Source organism: Salinicoccus roseus (genome assembly GCF_003814515.1).
Lineage (GTDB): Bacteria > Bacillota > Bacilli > Staphylococcales > Salinicoccaceae > Salinicoccus > Salinicoccus roseus.
The window spans coordinates 1,205,343-1,219,618 of the sequence record NZ_RKQJ01000001.1; the positions used below are offsets into that span (position 1 = coordinate 1,205,343).

The following is a 14,276-nucleotide window of genomic DNA, read 5'->3' on the forward strand; positions in this document are numbered from 1 at the left end:
AAGCCTTATCACACTTCATGTGTGATAAGGCTTTTCGTATATCGATTAACCGATGGAACCTTCCATTTCGAAGGAGATCAGACGGTTCATTTCGACCGCATATTCCATTGGCAGTTCTTTCGTGAATGGCTCGATGAAGCCCATTACGATCATTTCTGTTGCTTCTTCTTCTCCGATGCCGCGGCTCATGAGATAGAAGAGCTGTTCTTCTGATACTTTGGAAACTTTCGCTTCGTGTTCCAGTGAGATGTTGTCGTTCAGGATCTCATTGTAAGGAATCGTATCTGAAGTGGACTCGTTATCCATGATGAGCGTGTCACATTCGATGTTGGAACGTGCGCCATCCGCTTTCCTGCCGAAGTGGACCTGTCCCCTGTAGGAGACCTTGCCGCCCTGCTTGGCAATGGACTTGGAAACGATTGTAGATGATGTGTATGGAGCAAGGTGGATCATCTTAGCTCCGGCATCCTGCAGCTGTCCTTTGCCTGCAAGTGCGATGGACAGTGTCATGCCACGTGCGCCTTCGCCTTTGAGGAATACTGCCGGATACTTCATCGTGATCTTGGAACCGATGTTGCCGTCGACCCATTCCATTGTACCGTTCGCATCAACGAATGTACGCTTCGTAACAAGGTTGTATACGTTGTTCGCCCAGTTCTGGATTGTCGTATAACGGCAGTATGCATCCTTCTTGACGATGATTTCAACAACAGCGGAGTGCAGTGAATTCGTCGTATAGACCGGTGCAGTACACCCTTCTACATAGTGTACGCTTGATCCTTCATCACAGATGATCAATGTACGTTCGAACTGCCCCATGTTCTCGGAGTTGATGCGGAAGTATGCCTGCAGTGGTGTATCGAGTTTCACACCTGGCGGGCAGTAGATGAATGATCCGCCGGACCATACAGCCGAGTTGAGTGCAGCAAACTTGTTGTCCGTCGGCGGGATGACTGTCGCCCAGTATTCCCTGAAGAGGTCTTCGTTTTCACGGAGTGCGGAGTCTGTATCCTTGAAGATGACACCTTTGTCTTCAAGATCCTGCTCCATGTTGTGGTAGACAACTTCGGATTCGTACTGTGCGGAAACACCTGCTAGGTATTTCTGCTCAGCTTCCGGAATGCCGAGCTTGTCGAAAGTACGCTTGATCTCTTCAGGCACCTCATCCCAGGAGCGTTCAGACTGCTCAGAAGGTTTTACATAGTATGTGATTTCATCGAAGTTGAGTTCTGAGAGGTCGCCGCCCCATGTAGGCATCGGTGTTTTATAGAAATGTTTCAGCGCTTTAAGTCTGAAATCGAGCATCCATTCCGGCTCTTCTTTCATTTTGGAAATTTCACGTACAATTTCTTCAGTAAGGCCGCGGTCGGAACGGAAAATGGATACGTCTTCATCGTGGAAACCATATTTGTAATCGCCGACTTCTGGTGCTTGTTTAGCCATTTAAATCACTCCTTCTTATTGTTTGCTGTCAGCCTTGACACCTTTTTCAAGGGCCTTCCAGGACAGTGTGGCACACTTGATGCGTGCCGGGAACTGGCTTACGCCTGACAGCGCTTCGATATCTCCCATTTCTTCGGAGATATCATAGTCTTCACCGAGCATCATTTTGCTGAATTCGTCTCCCATGGAGAGTGCTTCATTGATATTCTTCCCGGTGATGGACTCGGTCATCATGGAGGCACTGGCCATGGATATGGAACAGCCTTCCCCATCGAATTTGACGTCTTCGACGATTTCATCGACGACATTCAAAGTAAGACGGATGCGGTCTCCGCATGTCGGGTTGTTCATATCCACCGTCAGTGTACCATCTTCGATGACCCCTTTGTTGCGCGGATTCTTATAGTGATCCATGATGACTGAGCGGTATAGCTGGTTGAGATTGTTAAAATTCATAAGAGAAAAACTCCTTCGTACGCTTGAGGCTTTCGATAAAGCTGTCAATCTCTTCTGTAGTGTTGTATATATAGAAACTTGCACGGGCCGTAGATGATACCCCCAGCCACTTCATCAGCGGCTGTGCACAGTGGTGGCCCGCCCTGACAGCTATGCCTTCAGAATCGAGTGCGGTGGCAAGATCATGCGGATGCACATCTTCGAGGTTGAATGTGATCAGGCCTGCACGTGACTCGGGACCATAGATTTCGATGCCCTCCACTGCGTTCATGCTTTCAAGCGCGTAGTTCACAAGTTTCTGTTCATATTCCAAAATGGCTTCCGGGCCGATGTCTTCGATATAGTCGATTGCTGCAGCAAGGCCGATTGCTTCTGCGATCATTGGCGTTCCTGCCTCGAACTTCACAGGGAGGTCCGTCCAGGTGGATGTCCTGAGATCGACAAAGTCAATCATATCCCCACCGTATTCAATCGGTTCCATATCGTCAAGCAGTTCACTTCTTCCATAAAGTACACCGATTCCCGTCGGGCCGAGCATCTTATGGCCGCTGAATGCGTAGAAATCGACATCCAGGTCCTGTACATCGACCGACATGTGGGGAACGGCCTGCGCCCCATCGACTGCGATATAGGCATCATTCCTGTGGGCAACTTCTGCGATTGCCTTGATATCATTGATGGTGCCAAGGACGTTCGAAACGTGGGTGATGGCGACGATCTTCGTCTTTTCGCCGATTGTCGCCTCCACATTCTCCATCGTCAATGTGCCGTCCGACTCCATGGGAATGAACTTCAATTCCGCCCGGGTGCGTTTGGCCAATTCCTGCCAAGGCACTATATTGGCATGGTGCTCCATCTCCGTCACTACAATTTCATCGCCCGGCTCTATCACCATGTCACCGAAACTGCGTGCTACAAGGTTGATTGCTGCAGTGGTTCCCCGCGTGAATACGACTTCCTCAAATCGCTTGGCATTGATGAATGATCTCACTTTCATACGTGCCTGTTCGTAACCATCTGTCGCTTTCGTGCCGAGTGTATGCACCCCGCGGTGCACATTGGAATTGTAAGCTTCATAATACGCAGTCATTGCATCTATTACAGGTGACGGTGTCTGACTCGTTGCTGATGTATCAAAGTAGATGAGGTCATTGCCGTTGACCTGCTGATCAAGGATTGGGAAATCCTTTCTGATATCTTTTGCATTCATGCGGGAAAACCCCTTTAACGCTTATTTTGAAAGAACTTTAAGTTCTATGACTTCTCTGAGCTGGTTTTTCACGGATTCAATCGGCAATGCACGCACTACCGGGTCGAGGAAGCCGTGGATGACGAGCCTTTCCGCCTCTTTCTGGGAGATGCCGCGGCTCATCAGGTAGAACAGCTGGATCGGATCCACACGTCCGACGGATGCTGCGTGGCCTGCTGTAACGTCGTCTTCATCGATCAGAAGGATCGGGTTCGCGTCACCGCGCGCCTTCTCACTCAGCATCAATACTCTGGATTCCTGCTGGGCGTCACTGCGCGTTGCGCCATGCTTGATGTGTCCGATGCCATTGAAGATGCTGGATGCACTGTCCTTCATTACGCCGTGCTTCAGGATATGGCCTGAAGAGTCCTTGCCGTAGTGGATGATCTGTGTCGTGAAGTTGAGCGTCTGCTCTCCACGGCCCACAACGACCGTCTTAAGGTTGGAGACGGAATTATCTCCCATGAGGTAGGTCGTGTTGTCATTGATGACATTGGAGTCGTTCATCAGACCGAGCGCCCAGTCGAGTGTTGCGTCACGGCCGACGATACCACGACGGTTGACGTAACCTGTGAAGCCTTCAGAAAGGAAGTCCACTGCACCGTAGTTGACCTTCGCGTTATCTTTCGCAATGACTTCTGAAATGATGTTGAACTGTTCATTGGATTTATCTACGTTGGAAAGGTAGTTTTCGACATAAGTCAGTTCCGAACCTTCATCCGCGACGATCAGTACGTGGTTGAAGAGAGAAGTCTTCTCATCATCATGGAGTACAACCATCTGTACCGGATCTTCAATCTGTACATTCTTCGGTACATAGACGAACAATCCGCCGTTCAGCATTGCTGTATGATAGGCAGCAAGCTTGTGCTCATCAATCTTTACGCCTTCGGTCATGAAATATTTCTCCACGAGTTCCGGGTGGTTTGCACTGGCTTCGATGATGTTTTCGATTATCACGCCCTGATCGAGCAGTTCATCGGAAACTTGAAGATATGCAGGCGTATTGTTGTGCTGTACATAGATGTTTTTCGTGTGCTCGATGTCGAGAAGGCTCTTGACCGCTTCAGGCAGTTCTTCCAGGGAGCCGTATGTCGCGCTATCCGTCACCGGCTGGGATACTGTGAAGAAATCCCACTTGTTGAGTTTCGTCTTGTCCGGTTTCGGCATATCGAGTGATTCGATTTTTTCTAGTGCTTCTTTTTTCTTGCTGATGAGAAGTTCAGATTCACCGCGTGATTCTGCACGGGAAATGACTTCATCAGCATTGATAACATATTCATTAACTTCAGTAGCCATGGTCATCCTCCTGTCCTATTCTACATCTGCAGCGATAGTTTCGTCTTCAATGCCAAGTTCTTCCTTGATCCAGTCGTAGCCTTCCTCTTCAAGACGCTTGGAAAGCTCTTCTCCACCGGATTTCACTACACGGCCCTGCATCATTACGTGGACGAAGTCAGGTGTGATGTAGTTCAGAAGACGCTGGTAGTGTGTGATGATCAGTGCGCCGAAGTTTTCGCCACGCAGTTCATTGATGCCTTTGGATACTACTTTGAGTGCATCGATGTCGAGGCCGGAGTCTATCTCATCCAGGATGCCGAATTTAGGTTCGAGCATCATGAGCTGCAGGATTTCGTTACGCTTCTTCTCACCGCCGGAGAACCCTTCATTCAGGTAGCGTGTTGACATGTCGAGATCCATTTCCAGGTAGTTCATGTTCTTGTCCAACTTCTTGATGAACTGCATCAGGTTGATTTCGTCGCCCTCTTCGCGCTGTGCATTGATTGCGGAACGCAGGAAGTCGGAGTTCGTCACACCAGAAATTTCGGATGGATACTGCATGCCGAGGAAAAGACCGGCCTGGGCACGTTCATCAACTTCCATTTCGAGTACGTTTTCGCCGTCTAGCAGAACTTCACCTTGAGTCACTTCGTACCTTGGGTGTCCCATGATCGCCTGGGCAAGCGTGGATTTACCTGTACCGTTCGGCCCCATCACCGCGTGGATTTCTCCTTGCTTGAGTGTGAGATCGACACCTTTAAGAATTGGTTTGCCGTCTATTTCGACGTGCAGATCTTTGATTTCTAGAACAGAAGCCATTTATTAACCCTCCAACAGATTATTTTGTATAAGTTTCTCCATACCAGTTTATAATAATTATAAATAATAGTCAAAGCCTGGTACGGGATTTAAATTACCATTATATTATAACGTAAATGCGCCACACTTTAAACCTTTACCCCCCTTTTCACGGGAAAAGGCCCATAAAATAGACCTCACGACTGATAATGGTCGTGAGGTAAATGAAAATGGCTACTTGATGATGTCCAGGGTGAATGGGGGTTTGTAGACTTTCCCGTCATTCGCCTGGATGGCGCCGATGATTAGGAATACATAGAATGCGATGGTGATGATCGGGCCGATGATCAGACCGATGAGGATAAAGGATGTAAGCCAGGCGATGAACATGTAGATCGTGTAGGAAAGGCCGAAATTGACTACATGCCTTAATGCTTCTCCTGTAGCAGGATCATCGTCCTTCTTAAGTACCCAGATGAGCAGCGGGCCGAGGACAGCTGTAAAGGCGGATACGATGAATGAAACCATTACGAGGGACTTGTCGAAGACGTGGACTTTTTCTCCATCTACGTTTCTTCCGTTCATATTTCCTTCGTTCATTTCTCCTCCCCCTCCAATTAAAATACTATACAGTGTATATTTACCCTAATACCTCAAAAAATAACACGCTGTTTCAATTTCTTTCCAGTATCCATTCCATGAGAATTGAAAAAAGGACAGGATTTTTTTCAATTAAAACATATTAATCGTAAGAAAACCCCCGGTCCACAACCGGGGGCCCTGCATTATTCTGTTGGAATGACTGCACCTTCATAATTCTCTTCGATGAACTGCTTGATCTCTTCACCCTGGAGCACTTCCATGAGTTTCTGGATGTCTTCACGCTCTTCATCGCCGGTGCGGACTGCCACAAGGTTGGCATAAGGGGAATTTCCATCTTCGACGACGATGGAATCCTCCGTCGGGCTCAGTCCGCCGTCCAGTGCGAAGTTGGAGTTGATGATGACTGCCGGGGCTTCATTGTTTTCATACATGCTGACAAGCAGCTCCGGAGCAGTCTGGTTATCGAATTCAAAATTCTTTTCATTTGATGTGATGTCATCGAAAGTCGCATCTTCAATGTCAATGCCATCTTCGATTTCAACCAGGCCTGCATCTACGAAGAATGAAAGGAAACGCCCTTCTTCAGCAGGGTTGTTGGACACGAGGATGGTGGATCCATCGGGCAGATCCTCCAGTGAGTCGTAATCCTGGGAATATACGGCCATCGGCTCGATATGTACATTTCCCGCACTTGTGATGTCATAGTCGTGGGATTCCTTTTCCGTTTCCAGGTATGGCGTATGCTGGAAGTAGTTTGCATCCACTTCCTCGTCAGCAAGCAGACGGTTTGGCGTCGTGTAGTCATTGACGATGGAAATATCGAGTTCTATCCCCTCTTCCTCAAGAACCGTTGCCGCTTCTTCAAGGATTTCTGCATGTGGTGCTGGAGATGCTGCGATGGATATCGTACCGCCCGCTTCTTCCGTCTCTTCGTTCTCAGCGTTCTCCGTTGTTTCTTCGCTTTCTTCACTGTCCTCAGTTACGGCATCTTCCGAACCGCCGCTGCCGCATGCGACCAATAGAGCTGCAAAAATAGAAATGGTGAGCAGCAAGAAAATCTTCTTCATTACACTTTCCCTCTTTCCTGATTGGTTTTATTTTAATGACTACCGCTTGTCGACCGCTTTTGCGGTCAAGTCCCCAAGAATCTGGATGACAAAGACGATAATCAGTATTGCTACAGTTGCGACCAGGGTGACATCACTCTGGTTTCTTGTGAAACCGACCATATATGCCAGGTTGCCGAGGCCCCCCGCACCGATGACGCCGGCAATCGCTGTGGAGCCGACAAGCATGATGGCGGTGACGGTGATGCCTGAAATGAGCGCCGGCAATGATTCCGGCAGCAGCACCTTCCAGATGATCGTCCATGTATTGGCGCCCATGGATTCGGCGGCTTCAATCACCCCTTTGTCTATCTCCTTGAGCCCGATTTCAACGAGGCGTGCATAGAAGGGCGATGCACCGATGATGAGTGCAGGCAGTGCCCCCTGCGACCCCATGATCGTCCCCATCAGCACCTTCGTGAATGGAATGAGGAGGATGATCAGTATGATGAATGGAATCGCACGGAACAGGTTGACAAGGAAAGCAGTGACGCCATAGACCGGCGCACTGGCCGCATGCTCGCTTTTGGATGACAGGAAAAGGATGATTCCGAGAATCAGCCCGAATATGAATGTAAACGCAGTGGAAATGACGGTCATGTAAAGCGTTTCGTTCGTCGCCGTAAAGACATCATCCCATTTGACGTTTTCGAATGAGAACATCTCGGCGAATGCATTGATGAATTCGCTCATCCTTCCACCTCCACTGTCACAGCATGTTCAGCCAGTTCCTGCTCCAGGCTTTCAAGGTCCGCATCATCAATGTCGATTGCCACATACAGGTGGCCATAGGACTCATTGTTCGTCCGCTTGATATTGCCCGAGAGGATGTTCAGATCAAGATTGTATTTCTTGACGACCTGCGAGACGATCGGCGCTTTGGACTGAGAGCCGACAAAGCCGAGCTTGAGTATTTTCGAGGTCGGGAACATCTCCCTGACCTCCTCGAATGACAGGGCCGTCTCCTCATCGTTGATGTCATCTTTGACAAAGCGTTTCGTCACGCCATGCTCCGGATTCTGGAACAGCTTTATCACCGGCCCTGTCTCCACGACCCGGCCATTTTCCATCACTGCCGCACGGTCGCATATCTTGCGGATGACATGCATCTCATGGGTGATGAGGACGATGGTGAGATCCATTTCATCACGGATCTTCACCAGCAGCTCGAGGACCTCGTCGGTCGTTTCGGGATCGAGCGCACTCGTCGCCTCATCACACAGAAGCACTTCCGGCCTGTTGGAGAGAGCCCGTGCAATGCCGACCCGCTGCTTCTGACCACCGGAGAGCTGGCTTGGGTAGTTATCTTCGCGCCCCGTGAGACCGACGAGGTCCACGAGCTCGGCTACACGGCGCGCACGCTCCTTCTTCGGTACACCGGCAATCTCCAGCGGGAAGCTGATGTTTTCGGCGACGGTCCGCGACCAGAGCAGGTTGAAGTGCTGGAAGATCATGGAGACCTTCTGGCGTTTCCTGAGCAGGTTTGCCCGGGTCATCGCACTGATGACATCTTCGCCGATCACCACTTCGCCCGAAGAGGGCTGTTCCAGCCCATTCAGCATTCTGATCAGCGTGGATTTGCCCGCACCAGAATAGCCGATGACACCAAATATCTCCCCTTCCTTGATATGGAGATTGACATCATCCACAGCCTGGATGGTATTGTTCTTTGTCTTGAAAACTTTCGTTGCTTTCTTTATATCGATCATACGTTTCACCCTGACTTGTATATTGGAAAGGTCGTACATTTTCCGTTCCACTAAAGAAATAAAAAGCCCACTCAAAAGTTGAGTAGGCACCGGTTTTATCCATCAGCCTCTCATCTTCGACCAGTCGATCAGTGAATTGGCACCTTGTCATAAAGACGGTTGCCGTGGTTTCATCGGGCACTTCCCTCCACCACTCTTGATAAGAGTTTCATTATTAGATTGTTAATAATACTATCATCCGCATTCCTATTCGTCAACAAGGAATTCATCGAACACTTCCGTCAGATGGGTCACCGACTGGAAGGCATATACTTCCCTGATCAGTCTGCCCTTCCTGAACAGAAGCAGTGCGGGCGCCGATCTGATTTCATACAATTCAATGAGATCCTTATGATAGTTCAAATTTATGGAAGTATATGAAAATCCCTTCATTTCAGAGACGATATCGAGCATCCTTTCCGCAATCTGGCAGTTGGCACATATCGGCGCATAGCCATAGAGCACGAACGTCTCCTCAGATTGAATACGGCTGGTAATATCGATTGTCCTTGGTTCTTTCATCATTACTGAACTTACCTTTCATGATCAAGCTTGTATCTACATAGAAATCGTGTCTCATAAGGAGGTTTGCCAAGTAGTCGCGTGGGCAGCGGCCCACTTCACCGAATTTCGGGTCAATATATATGTGAGTACTTTCACTCAGATGTTTTTTAAACCATTTCCTGATGTTTTTTCCCTCTTTGTCCGCGTCGGACAGGATATAGATGTCGGAGCCATTCAGCTGGTCGAGAATCTCATCCAATTTTGAGATTCCCATTGTACCATGGGTGCATATGATCTGTACAGGTTCAATCAATACTTCTTCGATGCGCCGCTTATCCGTCTTTCCTTCGACAATGAGCACTTTATCGGAAAAATACATTGTATTCACCCCTGGTATCATATTTGAAAAAAAACTCCAGACGATGTCCAGAGTTTCAGTTTTTATGCATCCACCATTTCTTCGTAGGCATCCGCATCCATCAGTTTATCAAGTTGTGATTCATCGGACAGTTCAATGACCACCATCCATGCTTCCTCATAAGGAGATTCATTGACAAGCTCAGGGCTGTCCTCGAGTTCTTCATTGATTTCGACTACTGTACCACTGAGCGGCGCATACAGTTCGGATACCGTCTTAACGGACTCCACACTGCCGAACGATTCCCCAGTAGTAATTTCATCGCCTTCAGCAGGCAGCTCCACAAATACGATATCACCGAGTTCGGATTGGGCGAATTCCGTAATACCGATTGTTGCCTTGCCATCTTCAAATTTGACCCATTCATGGTCTTCTGAATACTTGAATTCTTTAGGTGTTGCCACGACAAAAACCTCCTTTTTCTTATACACTTATATAATCTCATAGTTCACACTATTTAGGCAAGGCTAATTCTGGCTGTTCACAAATTGTTTGTATTCCTCTTCCTTGAAGCCGAGCACTACGCTGGAGCCGTCATAGAGAAGGGGGCGCCTGATCAGCATGCCGTCTGTTGAAAGCAGTTCAACCTTCTCCTCTTTCGTCATTTCATCGAGACGTTCCTTGAGGCCGAGTTCCTTGAACTTCTTGCCGCGCTTGTTGAAGAATTCGTCGATATCCCTGCCCGAGCGCTCCACCAGTTCGGACAGTGTGCCGGCTGCCGGCGGCTGCTTCACCATGTCTATGCTCTCGAATTCAACGTCATTTTCCTGCAGGAACTTCTTTCCTTTGCGACAGGTCGTGCATTTCGGGTATTCATATAATGTAATCATCCATTACCTCCAGAAGGGTTGTTATCCATAATATACTTGCAAATAAATGCATATTGCAAGCGGAATCGGACTGCCCGTTTCATATTCCGTCCGAAAGATGATAAAATGGATGATAATCACACTGTTAAAGGAGCATTGATAATGGAAGCAATCAGACAATATGATGACTATAGCAAGAAAATACAGGGCGATGACAAGATCATCATCAAATTCTTCGCCGACTGGTGCCCGGACTGCACACGCATGAACATGTTCATCGATCCGATCCTTGAGGAATACAAGCACATCGACTGGTATGAACTGAACCGTGACGAAGTGCCGGAAGCGGCGGATGAAAATGATGTCATGGGCATCCCGAGCCTGCTCGTCTTCCAAAATGGGGAGAAGCTCGCGCATCTCCACTCTGCAGATGCGAAGTCCCCCGAATCGGTCAAGGATTTCCTTCAGAAAAGCATATAGCACAAGGAAAGCGTCCAAAGTTGGACGCTTTTCTTATGGCTATTCGAATATCTTCAAGTTCTCCTTGAGGACCTCGGCATGAACCTGTCCCGGGGCCGCCTTATGGGAGATATACCCGTATGTCAGGCAGGAGCCGAATACTCCGCCTGCAAGACGTGTGATCCTGCCCATCTCACCCATCGCAATCCCGACTATCTGGCAGTTGAACTTTTCCCGTGCGTCATGGACGGCGCTGAGTACGCTGAGCACATCCCGTCCGTCTGAGGGCTTGTAGGCAAGCTTCAGTATGTCTCCGCCCCGTTCATACATATTCATATATGTCGCCATCATCTCATCAAAGTGCGGTGTATCCTTGAAGTCATGCTGGCTCAGAATGACGCCGACACCCTTCTCCTTCGCCTTCTGGACAAGGTTATCCACGATATCCTCATATTTGAAGAATTCGATGTCGATGATGTCGATGCTGCACTGTTCAAGTACAGCATTGAGCAGGGATTCGTACTCCGCCGCCGTCTTCTGCCCCTTTCCGCCTTCATTCAGCGTACGGTACGTATAGATGATCGGATAGTCCTTCATCTCTTCGACGATGTGGTTGATCAGGTTGATGTGTTCTTCATGACTCAATGCGTCGAATGCATCACTCCTGATTTCGACAATGTCGAATATCCCCGGGTGGGATAGCGCCGACTCGATTTCTTCGTCGATCGTCTCTTTGGAATGGTTCGTAAAAGAAACCACCACCTTCGGTTGCCCTGCTCCAATTTCTACACCTTTAATATTCATATGGATCCCTCTCGCAATCTCTTTTTATTTATATACATTATAGAAAGTTTAAAGAAAATTCAATCACCTTAATGGAATATATGTAAAATTCCTATATTGTTTATTCCCTTAATACAACGGGGACAATCATAATGAGGTGATGAAAATGCTGAAGATGAAGCGGGCTTATGATGATATATCGAAGCAGGATGGAAGAAGGATACTCGTCGACGGTATCTGGCCGCGGGGCATCAGCAAAGAGGACCTGGCACACGACGAATGGTACAAATCCCTGGCGCCCTCCAAGGAACTCAGGCAATGGTTCGATCATGACCCCGGGAAGTGGGACACCTTCAAGGAAAGGTACTTCAAGGAACTCGACGGCCATAAGGAGACCCTCAAAGAAATAAAAGCACAGAGCGCGGGTCATAACGTCACACTCCTGTATGGAGCGAAGGATGAAAAGCACAACCAGGCCGCAGCCATAAAGGAATACATTGAAAATATGGATTGAGCCACTGCTTCAAGGGTCATCTATATTCCTTGAGCCGGTTGGTGATTGTATGGATAAAGTATCCATACAATCATCGTGAAGAGGACACTTCCGATTGGAAGTGTCCTTTTACGTTTACCCTAATCCTCCAGATACTGCAGGATGAATTGCCTGTCATCGTGGGCAATCACATCCCCCCTGTAATGCTGGGGTTCATTGATGCCCGTCAATAGTATGATCGTATCCGGACCGGCATTGCCGATGGCCCGCATGATGCCCTCCTGGCGTGATAATGCCGTAGTGGTGTTGGAATCATCATACGATGGTGGCAGATGCTTCTGCATCATGCCGACGATCTTCTCCTCATCTTCATAGCCGATCTGCTCTGCAGCCAGCACCAGGTGATGCAGCCCCTCAGGGACCAATTTCATCGTCATCCTGATCTTGCGATATCCCCTCATTCCAATTCCAGTCACCATGACGATCAGCTTCTTCTCCATCTTTTCCGCATATTTCATCGCGTTGATGATGGATTCCTTGATTGCAACCGGAGTGTGGGCGAAATCCAGTATGAATTGATGCTGTCCTTCTGAAAACAGCTCGAAGCGGTGTATTGGAGGCGTGACCACATCTGCTGCCCGGATCACCGCTTCAACATCATGCCCTAATTTCAACAGGGCGAATATGCCCGTCGCCAGGTTGATGTAGTTATGCTCACCGAGGAATCGGGGCCTGACTTCATAATGGACATCCCCTACATGGAGGTCGATATGGTCGATGTCCGTCCGATAGCGGTAGTAGGTATCCTCGTGCTCAGAAAAATGATGCCTGTCCTTCGCCAGTACCCGGTATTCGGAGGCATCCATATTGACGAGCACCTCGTCACTCAGCTCGGCCAGGCTCAGCTTCGATTCGAGATACCGTGACATCGTCCTGTGGTAGTCCAGATGCTCCGGACTGAAATTGATGAATACCGCCAGGTCATTGCGTATGAATCCCGTCCGCCCCTGGTCCAGGGCGATGGATGTGGCTTCATAGACGATATAATCATATTCCCTCGTTGAAAAGTACTTGATGATTTCAGCGAACTCGAAGTGCATCGGAGTGGTCGGCGTCGTGTGTGCAAAGTCCACCTTTTCGTATGCGCCATCGAACACCCCGAGGGTACCGATCGTCGCCACTTTATAGCCGAGTTCCGACAGCAGGCGTCCGATGAAATGGCTTGTCGTCGTCTTGCCGTTCGTCCCGGTCACCGCGATATATTTCAGGTTTCTGATGTGCTCACCGTAGAAGAGTTCCACTAGCCTGATCGACACCCTGGCGAAGTCATCGACATAGCAGATGGCGACTTCATCATGGAAATCGATGAAGGCATCCTCTTCAAAATCAGTGATGATGAGCACCGGTTTCCGCAAAATCGCCTCCTGAAGATACTTTGCTGAGTTTTTTGATGCTTTGAGCATGAAGATATGGTCTTCCCCGAGGTTCTGGTACATCGAAGTGATGCCCTGCACCACTTCTTCATTGTGCATTTCTGTATTCACATTGTAACCAGTGATGTTTTCCCGAATCGTTTCGAATACTGTTGCCGCCTTCATCAAAGTCCCCTTTATTCCTTTAATTGTAAATTCACCCTATGGTTGGTCCTTATACTATACATTAAATCACCCCGTCATAATACCTCCGGGATAAAATTTTTGCGCTATATATATGATTCCATAATCGACGAATTGAGCAGATACTGCTCATGATATTTCTTTGAGAGGACAGCCAGGAAGTAAAGCAATGCTTCAGCCTCCACTTCACCTTCCAGAAGATGCTCCTTTAGTCTCCTGTACTCCGTTTTCTCGTCCTCATCGCTGCAATTCCTGAAATAGCCCCACATATGATCGATGGCATTCATCATAGACCCTTTGGTTGGCGAGACCTTGATTGCTTCCATGATCAGCCTTTCGACCGTCTCATAGGAAGCGGCACCCTTCAGGACTTCGCGGATTTCATTGTAGTGCTTCTGGCTGTGGAACATCACCCGGTATTTTTCATGGGCCCACAACTGCTCCATTCTGCCCCTTTCCTTCATATCCTTCCCTCCTCCTTCCCATTCTACCCATGATAAAAAGCCTGCA

The 14,276-nt window shown here is 48.5% G+C and carries 18 protein-coding genes and 1 riboswitch; of the genes, 2 read left to right on the top strand and 16 right to left on the bottom strand.

Annotation, left to right across the window (positions count from 1 at the left end):
• Positions 1–45: 45 nt before the first annotated feature.
• From sufB to EDC33_RS06165, 13 genes are all read right to left on the bottom strand, one after another.
• A complete protein-coding gene (gene sufB / locus EDC33_RS06105; RefSeq protein WP_124010521.1) occupies positions 46–1,443 on the bottom strand; it encodes a Fe-S cluster assembly protein SufB in 1,398 nt (465 codons plus the stop codon).
• A gap of 15 nt (positions 1,444–1,458) precedes the next feature.
• Positions 1,459–1,899 carry a Fe-S cluster assembly sulfur transfer protein SufU gene (gene sufU, locus EDC33_RS06110; protein WP_040105063.1) on the bottom strand — a complete coding sequence of 147 codons (441 nt, stop codon included), beginning with the start codon at positions 1,897–1,899 and terminating at the stop codon, positions 1,459–1,461.
• Positions 1,889–3,109, bottom strand: a complete 1,221-nt coding sequence (locus tag EDC33_RS06115) for a cysteine desulfurase (RefSeq protein ID WP_124010522.1) — start codon at positions 3,107–3,109, stop codon at positions 1,889–1,891. The genes sufU and EDC33_RS06115 overlap by 11 nt, the downstream gene beginning before the upstream one ends.
• Positions 3,110–3,130: 21 nt before the next feature.
• The gene (sufD, locus tag EDC33_RS06120) at positions 3,131–4,447 is read right to left on the bottom strand and encodes a Fe-S cluster assembly protein SufD (RefSeq protein ID WP_094906594.1); all 1,317 of its coding nucleotides are present in this window, start codon (positions 4,445–4,447) and stop codon (positions 3,131–3,133) included.
• A 15-nt stretch (positions 4,448–4,462) separates the two neighbouring features.
• Positions 4,463–5,248 (bottom strand): Fe-S cluster assembly ATPase SufC, encoded by a 786-nt coding sequence (gene sufC, locus EDC33_RS06125; protein ID WP_040105066.1) that lies wholly within the window; start codon positions 5,246–5,248, stop codon positions 4,463–4,465.
• Between the two features lie 213 nt (positions 5,249–5,461).
• Complete coding sequence (locus tag EDC33_RS06130; protein ID WP_228310935.1) at positions 5,462–5,827, bottom strand: DUF4870 domain-containing protein; 366 nt, start codon at positions 5,825–5,827, stop codon at positions 5,462–5,464.
• A gap of 185 nt (positions 5,828–6,012) precedes the next feature.
• Positions 6,013–6,897 (bottom strand): MetQ/NlpA family ABC transporter substrate-binding protein, encoded by an 885-nt coding sequence (locus tag EDC33_RS06135; RefSeq protein WP_124010523.1) that lies wholly within the window; start codon positions 6,895–6,897, stop codon positions 6,013–6,015.
• Positions 6,898–6,936: 39 nt separating this feature from the next.
• Positions 6,937–7,629, bottom strand: a complete 693-nt coding sequence (locus tag EDC33_RS06140; RefSeq protein ID WP_124010524.1) for a methionine ABC transporter permease — start codon at positions 7,627–7,629, stop codon at positions 6,937–6,939.
• Positions 7,626–8,645, bottom strand: a complete 1,020-nt coding sequence (locus EDC33_RS06145) for a methionine ABC transporter ATP-binding protein (protein ID WP_124010525.1) — start codon at positions 8,643–8,645, stop codon at positions 7,626–7,628. Before EDC33_RS06145 ends, EDC33_RS06140 begins: the two co-directional genes overlap by 4 nt.
• 107 nt (positions 8,646–8,752) lie before the next feature.
• Positions 8,753–8,851, bottom strand: a riboswitch (SAM riboswitch).
• A 40-nt stretch (positions 8,852–8,891) separates the two neighbouring features.
• Positions 8,892–9,209, bottom strand: a complete 318-nt coding sequence (locus EDC33_RS06150) for a thioredoxin family protein (RefSeq protein ID WP_084184997.1) — start codon at positions 9,207–9,209, stop codon at positions 8,892–8,894.
• A complete protein-coding gene (locus EDC33_RS06155) occupies positions 9,160–9,567 on the bottom strand; it encodes a toprim domain-containing protein (RefSeq protein ID WP_031547483.1) in 408 nt (135 codons plus the stop codon). The genes EDC33_RS06150 and EDC33_RS06155 overlap by 50 nt, the downstream gene beginning before the upstream one ends.
• A gap of 62 nt (positions 9,568–9,629) precedes the next feature.
• On the bottom strand, positions 9,630–10,010 hold the full coding sequence (gcvH, locus tag EDC33_RS06160; protein ID WP_031547485.1) for a glycine cleavage system protein GcvH: 381 nt from the start codon (positions 10,008–10,010) through the stop codon (positions 9,630–9,632).
• A gap of 63 nt (positions 10,011–10,073) precedes the next feature.
• Positions 10,074–10,436, bottom strand: a complete 363-nt coding sequence (locus EDC33_RS06165; RefSeq protein ID WP_124010526.1) for a Spx/MgsR family RNA polymerase-binding regulatory protein — start codon at positions 10,434–10,436, stop codon at positions 10,074–10,076.
• 141 nt (positions 10,437–10,577) lie between these two features.
• Between EDC33_RS06165 and EDC33_RS06170 the strand changes: the two genes are divergently transcribed.
• Positions 10,578–10,895 carry a thioredoxin family protein gene (locus EDC33_RS06170; protein WP_094906600.1) on the top strand — a complete coding sequence of 106 codons (318 nt, stop codon included), beginning with the start codon at positions 10,578–10,580 and terminating at the stop codon, positions 10,893–10,895.
• A 39-nt stretch (positions 10,896–10,934) separates the two neighbouring features.
• Here EDC33_RS06170 and aroD read toward each other — a convergent pair whose 3' ends face one another.
• A complete protein-coding gene (gene aroD, locus EDC33_RS06175; RefSeq protein ID WP_094906601.1) occupies positions 10,935–11,678 on the bottom strand; it encodes a type I 3-dehydroquinate dehydratase in 744 nt (247 codons plus the stop codon).
• Positions 11,679–11,823: 145 nt separating this feature from the next.
• On the opposite strand from aroD, the gene EDC33_RS06180 reads away from it, so the two are divergent.
• Positions 11,824–12,171, top strand: a complete 348-nt coding sequence (locus EDC33_RS06180) for a DUF488 domain-containing protein (protein ID WP_094906602.1) — start codon at positions 11,824–11,826, stop codon at positions 12,169–12,171.
• Positions 12,172–12,290: 119 nt separating this feature from the next.
• On the opposite strand, the gene EDC33_RS06185 is transcribed toward EDC33_RS06180, so the two are convergent.
• Positions 12,291–13,748 (bottom strand): Mur ligase family protein, encoded by a 1,458-nt coding sequence (locus tag EDC33_RS06185; protein ID WP_124010527.1) that lies wholly within the window; start codon positions 13,746–13,748, stop codon positions 12,291–12,293.
• A 104-nt stretch (positions 13,749–13,852) separates the two neighbouring features.
• Positions 13,853–14,230, bottom strand: coding sequence for a YbgA family protein (locus tag EDC33_RS06190; RefSeq protein WP_124010528.1), 378 nt, complete (start codon positions 14,228–14,230; stop codon positions 13,853–13,855).
• Positions 14,231–14,276 lie beyond the last annotated feature (46 nt).

What these genes read in the sequence shown, in the direction of transcription:
- sufD (WP_094906594.1), bottom strand. Translation starts at nt 4,447, where the DNA reads ATGGCTACTGAAGTTAATGAATATGTTATCAATGCTGATGAAGTCATT.
- EDC33_RS06170 (WP_094906600.1), top strand. Translation starts at nt 10,578, where the DNA reads ATGGAAGCAATCAGACAATATGATGACTATAGCAAGAAAATACAGGGC.
- EDC33_RS06145 (WP_124010525.1), bottom strand. Translation starts at nt 8,645, where the DNA reads ATGATCGATATAAAGAAAGCAACGAAAGTTTTCAAGACAAAGAACAAT.
- EDC33_RS06140 (WP_124010524.1), bottom strand. Translation starts at nt 7,629, where the DNA reads ATGAGCGAATTCATCAATGCATTCGCCGAGATGTTCTCATTCGAAAAC.
- EDC33_RS06130 (WP_228310935.1), bottom strand. Translation starts at nt 5,827, where the DNA reads ATGAACGAAGGAAATATGAACGGAAGAAACGTAGATGGAGAAAAAGTC.
- sufC (WP_040105066.1), bottom strand. Translation starts at nt 5,248, where the DNA reads ATGGCTTCTGTTCTAGAAATCAAAGATCTGCACGTCGAAATAGACGGC.
- EDC33_RS06180 (WP_094906602.1), top strand. Translation starts at nt 11,824, where the DNA reads ATGCTGAAGATGAAGCGGGCTTATGATGATATATCGAAGCAGGATGGA.
- sufB (WP_124010521.1), bottom strand. Translation starts at nt 1,443, where the DNA reads ATGGCTAAACAAGCACCAGAAGTCGGCGATTACAAATATGGTTTCCAC.
- EDC33_RS06190 (WP_124010528.1), bottom strand. Translation starts at nt 14,230, where the DNA reads ATGAAGGAAAGGGGCAGAATGGAGCAGTTGTGGGCCCATGAAAAATAC.
- sufU (WP_040105063.1), bottom strand. Translation starts at nt 1,899, where the DNA reads ATGAATTTTAACAATCTCAACCAGCTATACCGCTCAGTCATCATGGAT.
- EDC33_RS06155 (WP_031547483.1), bottom strand. Translation starts at nt 9,567, where the DNA reads ATGTATTTTTCCGATAAAGTGCTCATTGTCGAAGGAAAGACGGATAAG.
- EDC33_RS06115 (WP_124010522.1), bottom strand. Translation starts at nt 3,109, where the DNA reads ATGAATGCAAAAGATATCAGAAAGGATTTCCCAATCCTTGATCAGCAG.
- EDC33_RS06185 (WP_124010527.1), bottom strand. Translation starts at nt 13,748, where the DNA reads ATGAAGGCGGCAACAGTATTCGAAACGATTCGGGAAAACATCACTGGT.
- EDC33_RS06135 (WP_124010523.1), bottom strand. Translation starts at nt 6,897, where the DNA reads ATGAAGAAGATTTTCTTGCTGCTCACCATTTCTATTTTTGCAGCTCTA.
- EDC33_RS06150 (WP_084184997.1), bottom strand. Translation starts at nt 9,209, where the DNA reads ATGATGAAAGAACCAAGGACAATCGATATTACCAGCCGTATTCAATCT.
- aroD (WP_094906601.1), bottom strand. Translation starts at nt 11,678, where the DNA reads ATGAATATTAAAGGTGTAGAAATTGGAGCAGGGCAACCGAAGGTGGTG.
- EDC33_RS06165 (WP_124010526.1), bottom strand. Translation starts at nt 10,436, where the DNA reads ATGATTACATTATATGAATACCCGAAATGCACGACCTGTCGCAAAGGA.